At 45.3% G+C, this 15,249-nt stretch carries 15 protein-coding genes; 3 read left to right on the forward strand and 12 right to left on the reverse strand.

The genetic code is table 11. The features are described from left to right. Position 1: 1 nt before the first annotated feature. A complete protein-coding gene (locus ACUJFL_RS12995; protein WP_445427726.1) occupies positions 2-928 on the reverse strand; it encodes a M14 family metallopeptidase in 927 nt (308 codons plus the stop codon). 184 nt (positions 929-1,112) lie between these two features. Here ACUJFL_RS12995 and ACUJFL_RS13000 point away from each other — a divergent pair, with 184 nt between their 5' ends. Further along, a complete protein-coding gene (locus tag ACUJFL_RS13000) occupies positions 1,113-1,349 on the forward strand; it encodes a hypothetical protein (RefSeq protein ID WP_226751881.1) in 237 nt (78 codons plus the stop codon). A gap of 30 nt (positions 1,350-1,379) precedes the next feature. Next, a complete protein-coding gene (locus ACUJFL_RS13005) occupies positions 1,380-2,240 on the forward strand; it encodes an ion transporter (protein WP_445427727.1) in 861 nt (286 codons plus the stop codon). A 59-nt stretch (positions 2,241-2,299) separates the two neighbouring features. On the opposite strand, the gene ACUJFL_RS13010 is transcribed toward ACUJFL_RS13005, so the two are convergent. From ACUJFL_RS13010 to tkt, 11 genes are all read right to left on the reverse strand, one after another. Continuing rightward, a complete protein-coding gene (locus ACUJFL_RS13010; protein WP_445427728.1) occupies positions 2,300-2,908 on the reverse strand; it encodes an acyl carrier protein phosphodiesterase in 609 nt (202 codons plus the stop codon). A gap of 77 nt (positions 2,909-2,985) precedes the next feature. Beyond that, the gene (locus tag ACUJFL_RS13015; protein WP_226751878.1) at positions 2,986-4,251 is read right to left on the reverse strand and encodes a tetratricopeptide repeat protein; all 1,266 of its coding nucleotides are present in this window, start codon (positions 4,249-4,251) and stop codon (positions 2,986-2,988) included. Between the two features lie 4 nt (positions 4,252-4,255). After that, positions 4,256-4,873 (reverse strand): energy transducer TonB, encoded by a 618-nt coding sequence (locus ACUJFL_RS13020; protein ID WP_226751877.1) that lies wholly within the window; start codon positions 4,871-4,873, stop codon positions 4,256-4,258. A 2-nt stretch (positions 4,874-4,875) separates the two neighbouring features. After that, the gene (locus tag ACUJFL_RS13025) at positions 4,876-5,280 is read right to left on the reverse strand and encodes an ExbD/TolR family protein (RefSeq protein ID WP_226751876.1); all 405 of its coding nucleotides are present in this window, start codon (positions 5,278-5,280) and stop codon (positions 4,876-4,878) included. Positions 5,281-5,292: 12 nt separating this feature from the next. Further along, entirely contained in the window at positions 5,293-5,820 is a 528-nt protein-coding gene (locus tag ACUJFL_RS13030; protein ID WP_226751875.1) for a MotA/TolQ/ExbB proton channel family protein, read from the reverse strand. Then, the gene (locus ACUJFL_RS13035; protein WP_445427729.1) at positions 5,820-7,187 is read right to left on the reverse strand and encodes a MotA/TolQ/ExbB proton channel family protein; all 1,368 of its coding nucleotides are present in this window, start codon (positions 7,185-7,187) and stop codon (positions 5,820-5,822) included. The genes ACUJFL_RS13030 and ACUJFL_RS13035 overlap by 1 nt, the downstream gene beginning before the upstream one ends. A gap of 6 nt (positions 7,188-7,193) precedes the next feature. Continuing rightward, entirely contained in the window at positions 7,194-7,964 is a 771-nt protein-coding gene (locus tag ACUJFL_RS13040) for a DUF3450 domain-containing protein (protein WP_226751873.1), read from the reverse strand. A 244-nt stretch (positions 7,965-8,208) separates the two neighbouring features. Continuing rightward, positions 8,209-9,273 (reverse strand): class II fructose-bisphosphate aldolase, encoded by a 1,065-nt coding sequence (gene fba, locus ACUJFL_RS13045; RefSeq protein ID WP_226751872.1) that lies wholly within the window; start codon positions 9,271-9,273, stop codon positions 8,209-8,211. 56 nt (positions 9,274-9,329) lie between these two features. After that, positions 9,330-10,508, reverse strand: coding sequence for a phosphoglycerate kinase (locus tag ACUJFL_RS13050; RefSeq protein WP_226751871.1), 1,179 nt, complete (start codon positions 10,506-10,508; stop codon positions 9,330-9,332). Positions 10,509-10,530: 22 nt separating this feature from the next. Next, positions 10,531-11,538, reverse strand: a complete 1,008-nt coding sequence (epd, locus tag ACUJFL_RS13055; protein ID WP_226751870.1) for an erythrose-4-phosphate dehydrogenase — start codon at positions 11,536-11,538, stop codon at positions 10,531-10,533. A gap of 200 nt (positions 11,539-11,738) precedes the next feature. Further along, entirely contained in the window at positions 11,739-13,736 is a 1,998-nt protein-coding gene (gene tkt, locus ACUJFL_RS13060; RefSeq protein ID WP_445427730.1) for a transketolase, read from the reverse strand. Positions 13,737-14,098: 362 nt separating this feature from the next. Between tkt and metK the strand changes: the two genes are divergently transcribed. After that, positions 14,099-15,247, forward strand: coding sequence for a methionine adenosyltransferase (metK, locus tag ACUJFL_RS13065; protein WP_226751868.1), 1,149 nt, complete (start codon positions 14,099-14,101; stop codon positions 15,245-15,247). Positions 15,248-15,249 lie beyond the last annotated feature (2 nt).

The following is a 15,249-nucleotide window of genomic DNA, read 5'->3' on the forward strand; positions in this document are numbered from 1 at the left end:
ACTAGCTCGCTTGCCTAACAAAGTTTAAAGCAGCACAAATCGCGGTAACTTGTGCCATAACGCATTGTTCAGGCGTGGCACTGGGGCTGTCTGGATACACTTCAGTGGTGGTCACATATGGGGCCTCTGTAACACGACCGCATAAACCCAAGGCTTTTTTTGGATAATTAATCACCCCCGGTTGTACCATAGGATCACCAATTAACTCACCGTTTTCGTCCGGCGGTGCGATATGCGTTACCTTGGCGACTTCATTAATAATTGCTTGCTGAAAAGCCGGCTCGGGTCGTTCTGCATCGCCAACGAGGTAAAAACCATCCGGAATGTTCCAATTGGTATTGACGGTGCCATCGCGCGCAGCTTTTGCTGGGCGAAACTCCGTATTATCACTGTCGGTGGTTTCATGTAAATCAATGTGTAACAAAGGGGTGATACCCAGTCGCTGTATATACTCACGTAAATAACGTGCTTCGTCACTTGCACTATCACCGCTAAATGAGCGATTTGGATCCACCGCCAAAGGGTTCCAGCGATTAATCGTTTCATAGGCCCAAGGGCTAATACAAGGTGCAATTAGCAGATTAAAATCAGCTAAATAACCCTCTACATGCTTAGCCGCAAAACGCAAAGCACCCTGCACGCCACTGGTTTCGTAACCATGTACACCCCCGGTAATTAACGCTAACGGTTTATCGTCTCGCCAATCACGACTCTTTAAAATATACAGCGGGTAACAAGCAAAACTTTGCGCTTGATAATCAACCTCACCATATTGCACTCTCTCGAAATGCGCATCTAGCGATGCTAAAGGCGCAACCACATCCTGCTGATAACTGCGTTGTACTTTTTGTAACGCCAACCATTGTTGTTTCTCAGCCGCTTGCCAAGGCTGGCCTAAACGGCCAATCGGGTAATATACTTCTGTCATAATGTCCTCTGTTAGCGCTGCTATCTAACCTCACTGTCTAAATTGTATAACAGTTTAAATTGCCATAAACAGCCTACCTGAAAGTAGCTACGAGGCCCAGATCATAGAACGTTATTACGACAATAATCTACGGCAAAGAATATAATTAAGCCCGACAGCAACGTGTCGCAGTATTTGAATAGGCTTGGCGTTATCACAAACCCGCCGCAACTTTCCCAGTGCCGCTTTTTTATGCAGCTTACTGGGGTTAATTAGCGTGTTTTACTACGAAAGTACATTAAAGCAAAACGTATTACCGGCCGGGATAAGCGTGTTATTGATAAGCTGGTTGTATGCGGCCATTTTGGCAGAAGTTATCTTGCGCCCACTGATATTTAAATTAAGCCATGCTATTACACTGCAAAACAAGGACGACGCTTGAGTCGAAAGCCCAGTACTGCTAGGCTAGTTTATGAATAAAACAAGTGCTTTAACCGCTATGAACAAAAGAAATTGGCTGGCAAAACAAATAGATCCTTCGTCATGGCGTCAAGAGGGGCTATCGCCATTCAATTTTTTCATATGTATTGTTATTGTACTTTCCACCATCTTCGCCATATTAGAAACAGAGCCTTTATTAACAGAGGCTTATCCTGAATACTTTGTTTTAATTAATCAGATATTATTATTCATATTTGCTACTGAGTTAGCCTTACGTATCTATATTGCGCCTTATGGGCACGGCGAACAGGGCATTAGCCGTTGGCGCTTTATTATTTCTGGCTGGACTTTGCTGGATATCTTAGTGCTGTTAACTTTTATGCCATTGTCCGAAGATTTACCGCTATTGGTGATTCGTTTGATGCGCGTTTTCCGTATTTTGCGTTTATCCCGGCTGACACGCTTTAATTACTCCCTCACTTTACTGCTGCAATCCATTCGTAAACGACAAACCGAATTGGGCATCAGCTTTCTAATAGCCCTTTTATTACTGTTACTCACGTCGATATTGTTATATTTGGTGGAAGGGAAAAGTAACCCAGAAGACTTTGGCAGTATACCGCGTACCATGTGGTGGTCTATTGCCACACTCACCACTGTGGGTTATGGCGATGTCACCCCCCTGTCGCCACTGGGTAAGTTCTGTGCCGGAATAACCGCGTTAATTGGTATTGGTTTAGTCGCCATGCCTACGGGCATATTGGCGGCCGCTTTTAGCGATGCTTATCAACAAGCTCGCGAACATAAAGCACAACACTTAAAACATTTAGAAGAAAGAAGAGCCGCGGAAGCCAGCAAACGGGTTGAACAACAAAAAAATACCGAAGGCTAAAGCCATACCGCTTCAAAGAAATAACCATTTACAGGCTTGATAGGCTTGCAGGGCACAAGCTAACGCTGTGTGGGCATGATAATCGGCTCTAAAGCCTGTTGTCGCACATGCTGTTGTAACCTAGGATAAAAGTCTAAAAATACCTGTTCAAGCTCAGTATAGCGCGGGGTAATTTCAGTAATAATGCCATCGAATTGATTAGCAAAACGAATTCGCTGAGCAATCCTATCTAACGCCATGCCGACTCGAGGTAATTGCTGGTAACTTTCAAACCAATCTTGCTGTCGTACTTTTTGCATAGTCCACAACATCTGCGCTGGCATTAGAGGTTCTGCATGGGCTAATTGCTGGTAGAGCGCTAACTTAGCGCGACTAAAAGGTTCTGCATAAAAGCGAGACCAATGCACTGTTAAAAAGTGGTCAAATAATACATCTAAAGCCACCCCTGCAAAGCGCCTCCTTGTTGATGAAAATTGCCGCTTAGCCAAACAAATAGCACTATCTGCATCAGTAAAAGCATCTACTGCACGATGATTAGCAAGGCCGGCTTTAATTGAGGGGGCAAGTGAAACAAGGCATATGCCTTTAGAGAAGTCACCCAACAAATTCCCCACTAACGATGGCGCTGTAGGCTGCGCTAAAGCCAGATGTGCCAAATAGTTCATCATCACCTGTAATACAAAATTACTTAAACAACCTGATAAAAAAACCCGCTATTTAGCGGGTTTTTTAGTAAGCGTATCAATTATAAGCTGATGTTTTTCACTCGCGCTTTTTCATTGATGTAGCTCTGCCAACTACGTGTTTGACGCTCAGTTGCAGGATCTCGCTTAGCCGCTTGCAATGCCGCATTTGCTTCGCGATATTTACCTTGATAGAAGTAGGCTTCCATCAGGCTCATATGGATCTTACCAGCATCACGTGAATCAATGGCTAAAGAGGCATCAAAAGCTTTAATGGCATCGTTGTACTTTTGGATGGCTAAATAAGCCATACCTTGGCGACGATACGCATCAGCTTCATTGGTCATTTTAGCTAATTCACCATAGTACTCAGCAGCTTTAGCAAAATCACGAGCAGCTTGGAAGTTAGATGCAATAGCATTTAACATAGTACGATCTTTTTTGATCTTACCGCTTTTCATGTATTTTTCGTAAATCGCTGCCGCTTTGTGCGGAATGTTGTTATTTGCATACATTTGTCCCAGCGTTTTCAGCTCAGACTCTGATTGCAAATAACCATTGTTGTAAGCGATTTGCAGAGCACTTAACGACTTTTGGTAATCTTCAACTAAGGTATAAAAGTTACCTAAGTAAACCCAATATTGGCGTTCTTCAGGAAACAGTTGCACCATGGTTTCTACCGTTTCTACCGTTTTAGGGTAGTTTTTAGACTCATACAAGGCGCCCATTTTCAGCATATAATACTGTTTGTTAGGCTCTTTGGCATAACGAATAGCATTATCAATCGGAGTAAGAACGTTTTTGTAATCACCTAGTTGGTAGTAAGCGTTAGCAATACGCAGATAGACATCTGGGTCTTGCTCACCGGTAAACTTCATCCAAGCTTCGTAGTTTCTAATGGCGTCTTTATGCATGTTTTCCATTGACTGCAAATCTGCAACCAGCTTTAACGATGCAGAATGATCCGCAAAACTTAATAAGTCAGACTTAACGGCTTGCTCAAGATACTTGATCGCTTGCTTGGTATCTTTAGTGGCATATAAAGAACCGATAAAACGTGCTAAAAACGCATTATCAAAATCATTACCACCACGAATTTCTTGCAGTACTTGCAAGGCTTCGTCAATTTTCTCTTCGCTGTATAGCTCAAACGCTTTAGTTACACCGCGACCTACCCGTTCACCAGGTAATTGCGTTTTACGGTTTTTGCGTTCTTCAATGCGTGCTCTGTCAGCATCAGTGATGTTAACCTGTGCCATTGCTGGCACAGAAAAACTAAAACTGGCGGCAACGATCAGAGCTGAGGTTAATAAAGATAATTTTTTCATTTCTTTAATCTCCCTGTTGCATGTCTAAGCTGAAATCTAGCTGTACTTGTTGACCAGGCTGGCGCATTGGCTTGCCATCAACAACTTTCGGGCTGTATTTCCAACGACGCAGAGCACGGATAGCTTCACGGTCGAATACACGACGTGGTTCGGCTTCAATCACTTCAACCTCATCCACACTGCCGTCTTCCATGATAGTAAAGCTTAAACGTACCCAGCCTTGTAAGCCGTCACGCGCTGCTTGCACAGGATACCGTGGTTCAATACGTACGATAGGCGTTGCATCACCGTCACGTAATAAAGAGCCTGGATCACCTAACCCCGTGTTTGCACCCAGATCAAGACCTGGCATATTGAACGACACGGCACCGGCAGTATTGCTCATTTCTGGCTCCGGCTGCTGCTGTTTAGGCGGCTGAGCCGGTGGTGGCGGTGGTGGCGGTGGTGGTGGAGTCCGCGTCTGTGTATCTGAATCCGGCGGTGTCGTATTAATTTCTATAATAATACGCTCCTGCTCAGGAGGACGCCGCTCGCCGCTGCCCTCAATGAGCAGCGCCATAATCAGAAACAACAGGAACGTTACCACGGCACCGATAATTAACGATGTTAGGAAACGTACCATAATTAGTTATTCTCCCCAGCAACAGTAATAACAAGCGACGGATCAGCTGCTTTAATCTGGTCCATAACTTCCATTACTACACCGTGTTTCGATTCTTTGTCTGCCTGAATGATAATGGTATCAGTAGGTGACTCAGCTCTTAACCGCTCGATGTTTGCAGAAACCCGCTCAACATCAACCGGACGCTTGTCCATCCAAACTTCACCGTTAGCACGGATAGCAATAAAGATTGTCGCACTAGGCTTTTTAGTGGCCTGGGCCGCTTCAGGTTTGTTGACATCAATACCTGCTTCTTTCACGAAAGAAGTCGTAACGATAAAGAAGATCAACATAATGAAAACGATATCCATCATCGGCGTAATGTCGATTGCGGCTTCTTCGTCTTCGCGTATACGTTTACGTGCCATAAAAATTCTCTCTTAATGATGCGGTAAGCTGTCTACGAGATCAGCTTTCTCTCGTTTGACTTTCACTTCCAGCCGCGAACTGAAAAATACACCTGACAAAGCCGCAACCATACCCGCCATTGTCGGGATAGTTGCCATGGAGATACCCGCCGCCATTGTGCGAGGGTTACCGGTACCTTGGGTGGCCATGATATCGAACACCGCAATCATACCCGTTACCGTTCCAAGCAGACCCACTAATGGGCACATTGCAACCAGTGTCTTAATCAGTAACATTCTTTGATCGAGTTGATCCGTCGCTTCAGAAATCCAGCAATCACGGACTTTATGCGCATACCAGGAAGTTGTATCTTCCCGAGCATCCCACTTAGCAATGATTTCCCGTTTCATCTTAGGAAAGATTGAAGTGACATACCAGTAACGCTCTATCATCAATACCCACATAATGAAGAGCACTATGGCGACAACGTACAGGACGTTGCCTCCCGTATGGATAAAATCCTGTACTGATTCCCACAGCCCTACTAGCTGGAGATTCATTAGGCTTTCTCCTTCTCCGCGTGAGCAGCAACAATACCCGCGCTTTGCTCATCTAGAACTTGTAGAATTGATTTAGCACGTGACTGAACGATGCTGTGAACGAACAGTAATGGTAAAGCACAAATCAGACCTAGCGCAGTAGTTACCAATGCTAAAGAGATTGAACCTGCCATCAGTTTCGGGTCACCTGTACCGTATAACGTGATTTGTTGGAACGTTAAAATCATACCGATTACTGTACCTAATAGACCCATTAACGGTGCTACTGCAGCAAACAGTTTGATTAAGCCGATACCACGGTCAACCGCTGGAGTTTCACGCAGGATGGCTTCGTCTAACTTAAGCTCTAAGTTTTCAACATCAGCAGATTTGTTGTCATGATAAACTTTCAGAATACGACCCAGTGGGTTTTTCTCTGATGGTGTACCCAGATTTTTCAGCTGTGCGCGCATTTTGCCGCCAACAGAAGCTAATACTAGGATACGCTCTAAGGCAATCAGTAAACCGATAGCTAATAATACGGTGATCAAATAACCAACCGTGCCACCCTGATGGTAGTATTCCATCAATGTTGCGCGTTGCTGGTTTAAACGTAACAGTGAGTTACCTTTTGTTGGATCCACATACATACCTGCTAATTCACCAGCACCTGCGCTATTAAACGTAGCAACTGAGCTTTGAATTTTAGACTGTGGTGCACGACCTAGTGGCTGTATTTGATCAGTATCAACGTTACGGATCAAATAATCAGTCGCTGTGGTTAAGTGGAAAGCACCCAAACGAGTTACACGTTGTGTAGAAGTACCACCGGCTAACTCAACCACTTCAGCGTCAAATTTTGAAATTTTAGCTGATTCAGTCATTTCAGTTAACATAGCAACCCACAGGTCTTCCATTTGATCTAACGTTGGAAGTTCAGTTGCTGCAGCGATTTCACGTAATGGTACATCACGGCCAGGATATTCGGCGCTGATGATTGAGCTGCTAATGGTACCGAGTGTTTTGTTGGCTGTTTGACGAACCACACCGAATACCTCACCCATTGTACCTAAAGCACTTTGTAACTCTTGTTGCTTTTGGGCGATAAGGATGTCGTTTTGAGCATATTCTTGCTGTAAACGTTTACCACGAGCTTCTTGATCAGCTAAGGCTTTTTTCGCCGCATTTAATAATGCTTGCTTATCAGCGCGCTCAGCTAAGAATGCACGCTCACGCTCTTGGTTAACGCGACCTTCAACGGTACGTTGCTGTTGAATTTGTTGCAGTAATTGGTCTAACTTTTCGGTATTCGCTACCGCGTTGAAAGCTACTGACGCAGAAAGTGTAACTGCCGCAGCAACAACTAAACTTTTAATTGCCATTTTCATCTATTCTTACTCCGCTGCGAAAAGTGGTACACGATCCATTTCAAGCGTGGCTTCACGACGAGCCATCTTGATAAAGTTACCTACTGAAGGTAAATAGGAAGCGTCTAATGAAACCCACTCGCCAGTGCTCTTATTGAACACCCAACCAGCGCTGCCATCTAAAGCGATTGCCATTAAAGATAAACGGCCTAAGTGAACGTAATCAACTGTAATTTCGCTACCGCCAGTGGTTAACGTGCCTTGGAAAGCGGCTAACTCGCTACCGTAACCCATTTCAATTTCATAGGCTTCTAGGATTTGACGGAATTGCTCTGAACGTTGTACGTCTGAGCGAGCCATCAATTCACGTAACCGCTCAATACGCTCTAAACGACGTTCAGTACGCAGTGGAATATCGGCTTTGATGAATTGCTCTAAAGAATCGATCATGCGGAACATGAGCGGTACTGTACCTTGGTTAGTTCTCTCAAGGCCATCAATCTGGCGTTGCACAGAGTTGATTTGACGTTGTTGGTCAGCAACTAAGGTAGCTAAGAAATCGTTGTATACTTTTAAATTGTCTGTTTGGTCAACAACTACACGGTACTCACCTAACAATTCCTGAGCTTGCTCATAAATTGTGTTGATTTTCTCTTGTGACTGAACAGCAGCACGTTGAATTTGATTATTTGCTTGATGAAGATCTTTTAAGTCTGTTGCTGCAGCTGAACCAGCCAGCGCGAAGCTGCCTGCCAACGCAGAGGCCACAAGACTCATATGAGTTTTTTTATTAAACATAGTTCCCAACCAATGATTGCTGATTAACGTAACCTGATGTTGTAAGGGTCGCCGTTTAAAACGACAGCAGACCCTCGTTTTAGAGGGTAAACCAACCGCATCATTACAGGTAAAAAGTAAGATGTCAACTGACAGACGCCCCTGAAACACCTGTATTTATGCGGGTTTTGTATGGTTTAACACCATTTTCTGAGTACCGATAAACTCATTATTAATTTTTTTTAACTCTTATTAATAACTCTGCTTATTTTATATGCGGCACTAATTTGCCCGCCGTATACAAATCTACCATAGCATCTAAAGATATTGGCTTAATTTTACTACCTTGGCCAGCACAGCCGAATGCCTCATAACGTGCAATACAGATATCAGACATCGCCTTCACGGACTCTTGTAAATACTTTCGAGGATCAAATTCTGCAGGATGCTTTGCCATATAACGACGAATAGCACCTGTAGAGGCTAAACGCAAATCAGTATCGATGTTAATTTTGCGCACACCAAATTTGATTCCCTGTTGGATCTGTTCAACCGGAACGCCATAGGTTTCAGGAATAGCACCGCCATATTCATTAATAATTTCCAACCAGTCTTGCGGCACTGAAGAAGAGCCATGCATAACAAGGTGGGTATTTGGAATACGTTGGTGGATCGCTTTAATCCGGTCAATCGCCAGAATGTCGTCTGTTGGTGGCCGACTAAACTTATAGGCCCCATGAGAAGTACCACAAGCAATGGCTAAGGCATCAACATGTGTTTCGCGAACAAACTGTGCGGCTTCTTCCGGATCAGTAAGCATTTGATCGTGCGTTAGTTTACCCACGGCACCAATGCCATCCTCTTCACCCGCGTCGCCAGTTTCAAGCGATCCCAAACAACCTAACTCGCCCTCTACTGATACACCACAAGCATGCGCTATTTCAACAACTTTGCGCGTTATATTCACATTGTAAGCATAGTCAGTCGGCGTTTTACCGTCCTCCGCTAGCGAACCATCCATCATGACAGATGAAAAGCCTAACTGAATTGAGCGTTGACAAATACCTAAAGAGGTACCGTGATCTTGATGCATCACAACCGGCACATGTGGAAACTCTTCCACCGCAGCTAAAATTAAGTGACGCAAGAAAGGTGCGCCAGCGTATTTCCGCGCGCCTGCTGATGCTTGCACGATAACCGGACTATCGGTTTTCTCAGCTGCCAGCATAATAGCGCGCATTTGCTCCAGATTATTCACGTTAAATGCTGGGATGCCGTAACCAAATTCGGCGGCGTGATCCAGCATTTGCCGTAATGATATCAGTGCCATGAGTTCCTCTCTTTTTGTGTTAGGTACAGTAGTAAGATTTTAGTTTTGTTATTTTGTTATTTTTTTGCACGTTCTTCTAAAATGGCGACCGCGGGTAAAGTTTTACCTTCTAAAAACTCTAAAAAGGCACCACCACCGGTTGAAATATAAGAAATATCTGCCGCTACACCATATTTATCAATTGCAGCTAAGGTATCACCTCCACCTGCAATAGAAAACGCTGAGCTTTCTGCAATAGCGCGAGCTAAAGCTTCAGTACCTGCGCCAAACTGCGCAAATTCGAATACCCCAACAGGACCATTCCAGACTATCGTGCCGGCTTGTTTTAGTATAGCGGTAAGTTCTGCAATGCTGTCTGGTCCGATATCAAAGATCATGTCATCGTGGTTAACTGTAGCAACCGGTTTTAAAACCGCTACTGTGTCAGCACTAAAGGCGCTACCCACCACGACATCTGTGGGTACAGGAATGTTGCCACCGCGCGCTTTTGCTTGCGCCATCAAGCGCTGCGCTTCTGGGATTAAATCATTTTCACATAACGATTTACCGACATTATGGCCATTTGCGGCTATAAAGGTATTGGCAATACCACCACCGACAATCAGTTGGTCCACAATATTGGATAAAGATTCAAGCACCGTGAGTTTAGTTGACACTTTAGAACCACCGACAATAGCCACCAATGGTCGTTTCGGATTCTTCAGCGCTGCGGCTAAGGCATCTAATTCAGCGGTGAGCAAAGGGCCCGCACAGGCAACAGGTGCGTACTTAGCCACACCGTGAGTAGACGCTTGTGCGCGGTGCGCAGTACCGAAAGCGTCCATCACAAACACATCACATAAAGCCGCTAACTTTTTTGCCAATTCGTCATTGTTTTTGCCTTCGCCTTTGTTAAAGCGCACGTTTTCAAAAACCACCACTTCACCAGCGTTAACCTCGATCCCCTCGAGATAATCGGCTACTAACCGCACAGGAACAGTAAGAGCTTTTGCTAAATAATCAGCCACAGGTTGCATTGATGATGCGCTGTCAAAGACGCCTTCTTCAGGTCGGCCTAAATGCGACATCACCATCACTTTGGCGCCCTTGCTTAACGCTAACTCGATGGTTGGCATTGCCGCTCTTAAGCGTGCATCAGAGGTAACAACCCCCTCACTAACAGGGACATTTAAATCTTCGCGGATTAACACTCTTTTACCGCTAAGATCCAGTTCGGACATGCGAATTACTGACATTTTATTCTCCATTGCAAAAAGCTTACCCTGCCATAGCTCTGGCGGTATCCAACATACGATTGGCAAAACCCCATTCGTTATCGCACCAAACTAGACACTTAACTAATCGTTTATGACTAACCCGCGTTTGCGAGCCATCAACAATACAGGAATGTGGATCATGATTAAAATCGACAGAAACTAAAGGCTCTTCAGTATAATCTAGGATACCGCGCAATGCTTGTTGGCTGGCTTCGCGTAACACCCGATTAATATCATGAATACTGACATCGTGATCTAAAGTCACGCTTAAATCCATTGCCGTGACATTTAACGTAGGCACCCGCACTGCAATGGCTTCAAAACGGCCGGCCAAGTGTGGCATGATGCGTTCGATACCCAAGGCTAATTTGGTATCCACCGGTATAATCGATTGACTGGCCGCTCTCGTGCGGCGTAGATCGGGATGATAAGCATCGATTACTTGTTGATCATTCATCGAGGCATGAATCGTTGTGATGGTACCGCTTTCCACACCAAAATGCTGATCGAGCACCTGGATCACCGGCACGATACAATTGGTAGTGCAAGAACCGGCTGAAATAACTTGCATGCTCGATTCGAGTAAATGCTGATTAATACCAAATATAATAGTGGCATCAATGTCAGCTGCCGCGGGATGTGAAAATAACACTTGCTTGGCACCCGCATCGAGATGCCACTGTGCGTGCTCTCGCGTAGAAAAAATGCCGGTGCATTCCAGTACCACATCTACTGCTAATTCGCGCCAGGGTAATTCCAGCGGATCGGCCTCTGCAAACAGGGCAATATTATCGCCAGCCACCGTTATCCCACCCGGAAACGATTGCACAGCATAACCAAATCGACCATGCGAGCTGTCATACTTTAATAAATGTGCGACACCAGCTGCGTCGGCCAATTCATTAATCGCGACGACTTGAAATTGCTGTTGCCAGCCATTTTCATAAATAGCACGTAAGATATTGCGTCCAATACGGCCAAAGCCGTTTATTGCCAGTTTTATTGCCATAAACGTAACTGCAAGAACCTTATCTGCGGGTAATACTGTGCACCTAACGCGCCGTGCTAATATGAAATGAAGCAGAGTGATGATGCAATTCATCACCACTTTACCTCATGCATCCTTGCTGGCGTAACGAGGCCTTGTTGGCCCCATTAGCGTTGAAATGAACAGCACAGACTCAATAAGAGCCGTTATAAAAGCTTAACTTAACTCAGTAATTGCTGAGCAGCCTCAAGTACTTTTTCGGTAGTAATACCAAAGTGAGCAAATAATTGCTCTGCCGGTGCTGACTCACCAAAAGAGTTCATACCAACGATGGCACCGTTCAAACCCACATACTTATACCATGTATCTGTAATGCCCGCTTCTACCGCAACACGTTTGGTCACGGCTTTTGGCAAAACGGCTTCACGATATGCAGCATCTTGTTGCTCAAACACATCAGTAGATGGCATGGAAACAACTCGTACCGCTTTTCCGTCAGCTTGTAATTGTTTTGCTGCTTGCATAGCCAGTTCTACTTCTGAACCTGTGGCAATAAAAATCAGCTCAGGTGCATCAGTGCTATCTAATAGCACATAACCACCACGTTTAATCGCGTCTAATTGCTCAGCATTACGGGTTTGTTGCACCAAGTTTTGACGCGTAAAAATCAGGCTGCTTGGTCCTTCAGTTCGCTCAATAGCTTGTTGCCAAGCCACCGCTGATTCAACTTGGTCACAAGGACGCCAATTCATTAAATTAGGGGTAACACGTAAGCTGGCCAGCTGCTCTACCGGTTGGTGTGTTGGACCATCTTCACCTAAACCAATCGAGTCGTGCGTATAAACAAAAATAACCCGTTGCTTCATTAGTGCGGCCATGCGCACGGCATTGCGTGCATATTCCATAAACATTAAGAAAGTCGCACCATATGGTACAAAGCCGCCATGCAAGGCAATACCATTCATCATGGCTGACATACCAAACTCACGCACGCCGTAATAAACATAATTACCGCTGGCATCCTTGGCAGTCAGAGGCTTACTGCCCGACCAAATAGTCAGGTTAGAACCGGCTAAATCAGCCGAACCGCCCATAAACTCAGGCAATAAGGGGCCAAAATTATTTAGTGCATTTTGCGATGCTTTGCGCGTGGCAATCGTTGCCGGGTTAGCTTGTAGCTTGGCGATATAGGCCTGGCTTTGCTCAGCCCAATTTGCCGGTAATGCACCGCTACTACGACGTAAAAACTCCGCAGCTAAAGCGGGGTGAGCGGCTTGATAGCTAGCAAAAAGCTGTTGCCACTTAGCTTCTGCTTGTTGGCCAGTGGCTTTCGCATCCCAATCTGCATAAATATCAGCAGGAATATCAAAAGGCGCATGTGGCCATTGTAAAAAGGCGCGAGCAGCGGCAATTTCAGCATCGCCCAGCGGTGCACCATGACAATCATGGCTACCACCTTTATTTGGTGAACCATAACCAATCACCGTTTTACAACAAATCAAGGTAGGCTTATCGGTAACCGCACGCGCTTGCTCAATGGCCGCTTTTACTGCTTCAGGATCATGCCCATCGACATTCGGCACAACGTGCCAGCCATAGGCCTCAAAGCGTGCTGGAGTATTATCAGTAAACCAGCCTTCAACGTGGCCATCGATAGAGATACCGTTATCATCCCAAAAGGCTATCAGCTTACCTAAGCCTAAAGTACCCGCTAAAGAACAGGCCTCATGCGAAATGCCTTCCATCAAGCAGCCATCGCCTAAGAACACGTAAGTAAAGTGATCAACGATATCAAAACCTGGCTGATTAAATTGTGCGGCTAAGGCTTTTTCTGCTAAAGCCATACCTACGGCGTTGGTAATACCCTGCCCTAATGGACCCGTAGTGGTTTCTACACCGGGGGCATAACCGTATTCTGGGTGACCCGGGGTTTTAGAGTGTAATTGACGAAATTGTTTTAGATCGTCAATGCTTAATTGATAACCACTAAGATGTAGTAAAGAATAAATCAGCATTGAGCCATGGCCGTTTGATAACACAAAGCGATCACGATCAGCCCAATTTGGATTGGTTGGGTTATGCTTCAAGTAATCTCGCCAGAGTACTTCGGCAATATCTGCCATGCCCATGGGTGCACCTGGGTGGCCCGATTTAGCTTGTTGTACCGCATCCATGCTGAGTGCACGGATAGCATTAGCAAGTTGTTTACGAGATGGCATGTTTACTCCTGAAAATTGGGCGCAAGGCAAGTTAAGCGCCTAGCTTGCTGCTTAAATTACCACTATTTTCACTCAGCTGCCGGCAGATGGCAAATGTTAATCTTGCTAGATGCCTTTATTTCCTTGGCATCTGATCTAAAAACAGCGCCTGGCGTAATTGACGGAAAGAAAGACGTCTGGGCGTCAAATATTACTGGTAATTACCCGCAATTTTCACTAAAATTAGCGGCTATTTTTTTGGCGCCCATCACTTTGCAACCTGCACTGGCATTGCTTGCCGGTACAAGCTTTTGCAAATAGGCGTAATTTTAGACAGGCGCTTTGGCGCATTCCGCATTAACCAACGTGGTGGAAAACAACTAATGGCACAACATATTTTCACGTCTGAGTCAGTTTCTGAAGGACATCCGGATAAAATTGCCGATCAGATTTCAGACGCAGTGCTGGATGCAATATTAGAACAAGACAGTAAAGCACGTGTTGCGTGTGAAACTTTCGTTAAAACCGGTATGGTGCTTGTGGGTGGTGAAATCACTACTTCAGCTTGGGTTGATATCGAAGAGATCGTTCGCAAAACCGTGCGTGAAATTGGTTATACCCATTCAGACATGGGCTTTGATGCTGACTCTTGCGCAGTGTTAAACGCAATTGGTAAACAATCTCCTGACATCAACCAAGGTGTTGACCGTGCCGATCCAAGCGAGCAAGGCGCAGGTGACCAAGGTTTAATGTTTGGCTATGCAAGCAACGAAACCGACGTTTTGATGCCTGCTCCTATTACTTATTCGCACCGTTTAGTACAGCGTCAGGCGCAAGTACGTAAAGACGGTACCTTACCGTGGTTACGTCCCGATGCGAAATCGCAGTTAAGCTTCATTTATGAAGACGGTAAGCCCATCGGTATTGATGCAGTAGTCTTGTCGACACAGCATTGTGACACCATCAGCACCGCTGATTTGCGTGAAGCCGTTATGGAAACCATTATCAAGCCAGTATTACCGGCAGAATGGCTCACCAGCAAAACCAAATATTTTATTAACCCTACTGGCCGTTTCGTCATCGGCGGTCCGATGGGCGACTGTGGTTTAACCGGTCGTAAAATCATCGTTGACTCTTACGGTGGTATGGCACGTCACGGTGGTGGCGCTTTCTCAGGTAAAGACCCATCAAAAGTTGACCGCTCAGCGGCTTACGCTGCACGTTATGTCGCGAAAAACTTAGTGGCTGCCGGCTTGGCCGAACGTCTTGAATTACAAGTGTCTTATGCCATCGGCGTAGCTGAACCAACTTCCATCAGCTTAGAAACCTTCGGTACTAGCAAACTGAGTGAAGATGAGTTAATTAAACTGGTGCGTGAACATTTCGATCTGCGCCCACATGGTTTAATTGAAATGTTGCAACTGGAAAGACCAATTTATCTGCCTACGGCCGCTTATGGTCATTTCGGCCGCAACGAGTTCCCGTGGGAACAAACCGATAAAGCCGAGTTACTGCGTCAGTACGCAAAATAAAC

It is taken from the genome of Alishewanella sp. HL-SH05 (genome assembly GCF_052655985.1).

What these genes read in the sequence shown, in the direction of transcription:
- ACUJFL_RS12995 (WP_445427726.1), bottom strand. Translation starts at nt 928, where the DNA reads ATGACAGAAGTATATTACCCGATTGGCCGTTTAGGCCAGCCTTGGCAA.
- ACUJFL_RS13010 (WP_445427728.1), bottom strand. Translation starts at nt 2,908, where the DNA reads ATGATGAACTATTTGGCACATCTGGCTTTAGCGCAGCCTACAGCGCCA.
- ACUJFL_RS13005 (WP_445427727.1), top strand. Translation starts at nt 1,380, where the DNA reads ATGAATAAAACAAGTGCTTTAACCGCTATGAACAAAAGAAATTGGCTG.
- ACUJFL_RS13020 (WP_226751877.1), bottom strand. Translation starts at nt 4,873, where the DNA reads ATGGTACGTTTCCTAACATCGTTAATTATCGGTGCCGTGGTAACGTTC.
- ACUJFL_RS13040 (WP_226751873.1), bottom strand. Translation starts at nt 7,964, where the DNA reads ATGTTTAATAAAAAAACTCATATGAGTCTTGTGGCCTCTGCGTTGGCA.
- ACUJFL_RS13035 (WP_445427729.1), bottom strand. Translation starts at nt 7,187, where the DNA reads ATGAAAATGGCAATTAAAAGTTTAGTTGTTGCTGCGGCAGTTACACTT.
- ACUJFL_RS13015 (WP_226751878.1), bottom strand. Translation starts at nt 4,251, where the DNA reads ATGAAAAAATTATCTTTATTAACCTCAGCTCTGATCGTTGCCGCCAGT.
- tkt (WP_445427730.1), bottom strand. Translation starts at nt 13,736, where the DNA reads ATGCCATCTCGTAAACAACTTGCTAATGCTATCCGTGCACTCAGCATG.
- metK (WP_226751868.1), top strand. Translation starts at nt 14,099, where the DNA reads ATGGCACAACATATTTTCACGTCTGAGTCAGTTTCTGAAGGACATCCG.
- ACUJFL_RS13050 (WP_226751871.1), bottom strand. Translation starts at nt 10,508, where the DNA reads ATGTCAGTAATTCGCATGTCCGAACTGGATCTTAGCGGTAAAAGAGTG.
- ACUJFL_RS13030 (WP_226751875.1), bottom strand. Translation starts at nt 5,820, where the DNA reads ATGAATCTCCAGCTAGTAGGGCTGTGGGAATCAGTACAGGATTTTATC.
- epd (WP_226751870.1), bottom strand. Translation starts at nt 11,538, where the DNA reads ATGGCAATAAAACTGGCAATAAACGGCTTTGGCCGTATTGGACGCAAT.
- ACUJFL_RS13025 (WP_226751876.1), bottom strand. Translation starts at nt 5,280, where the DNA reads ATGGCACGTAAACGTATACGCGAAGACGAAGAAGCCGCAATCGACATT.
- fba (WP_226751872.1), bottom strand. Translation starts at nt 9,273, where the DNA reads ATGGCACTGATATCATTACGGCAAATGCTGGATCACGCCGCCGAATTT.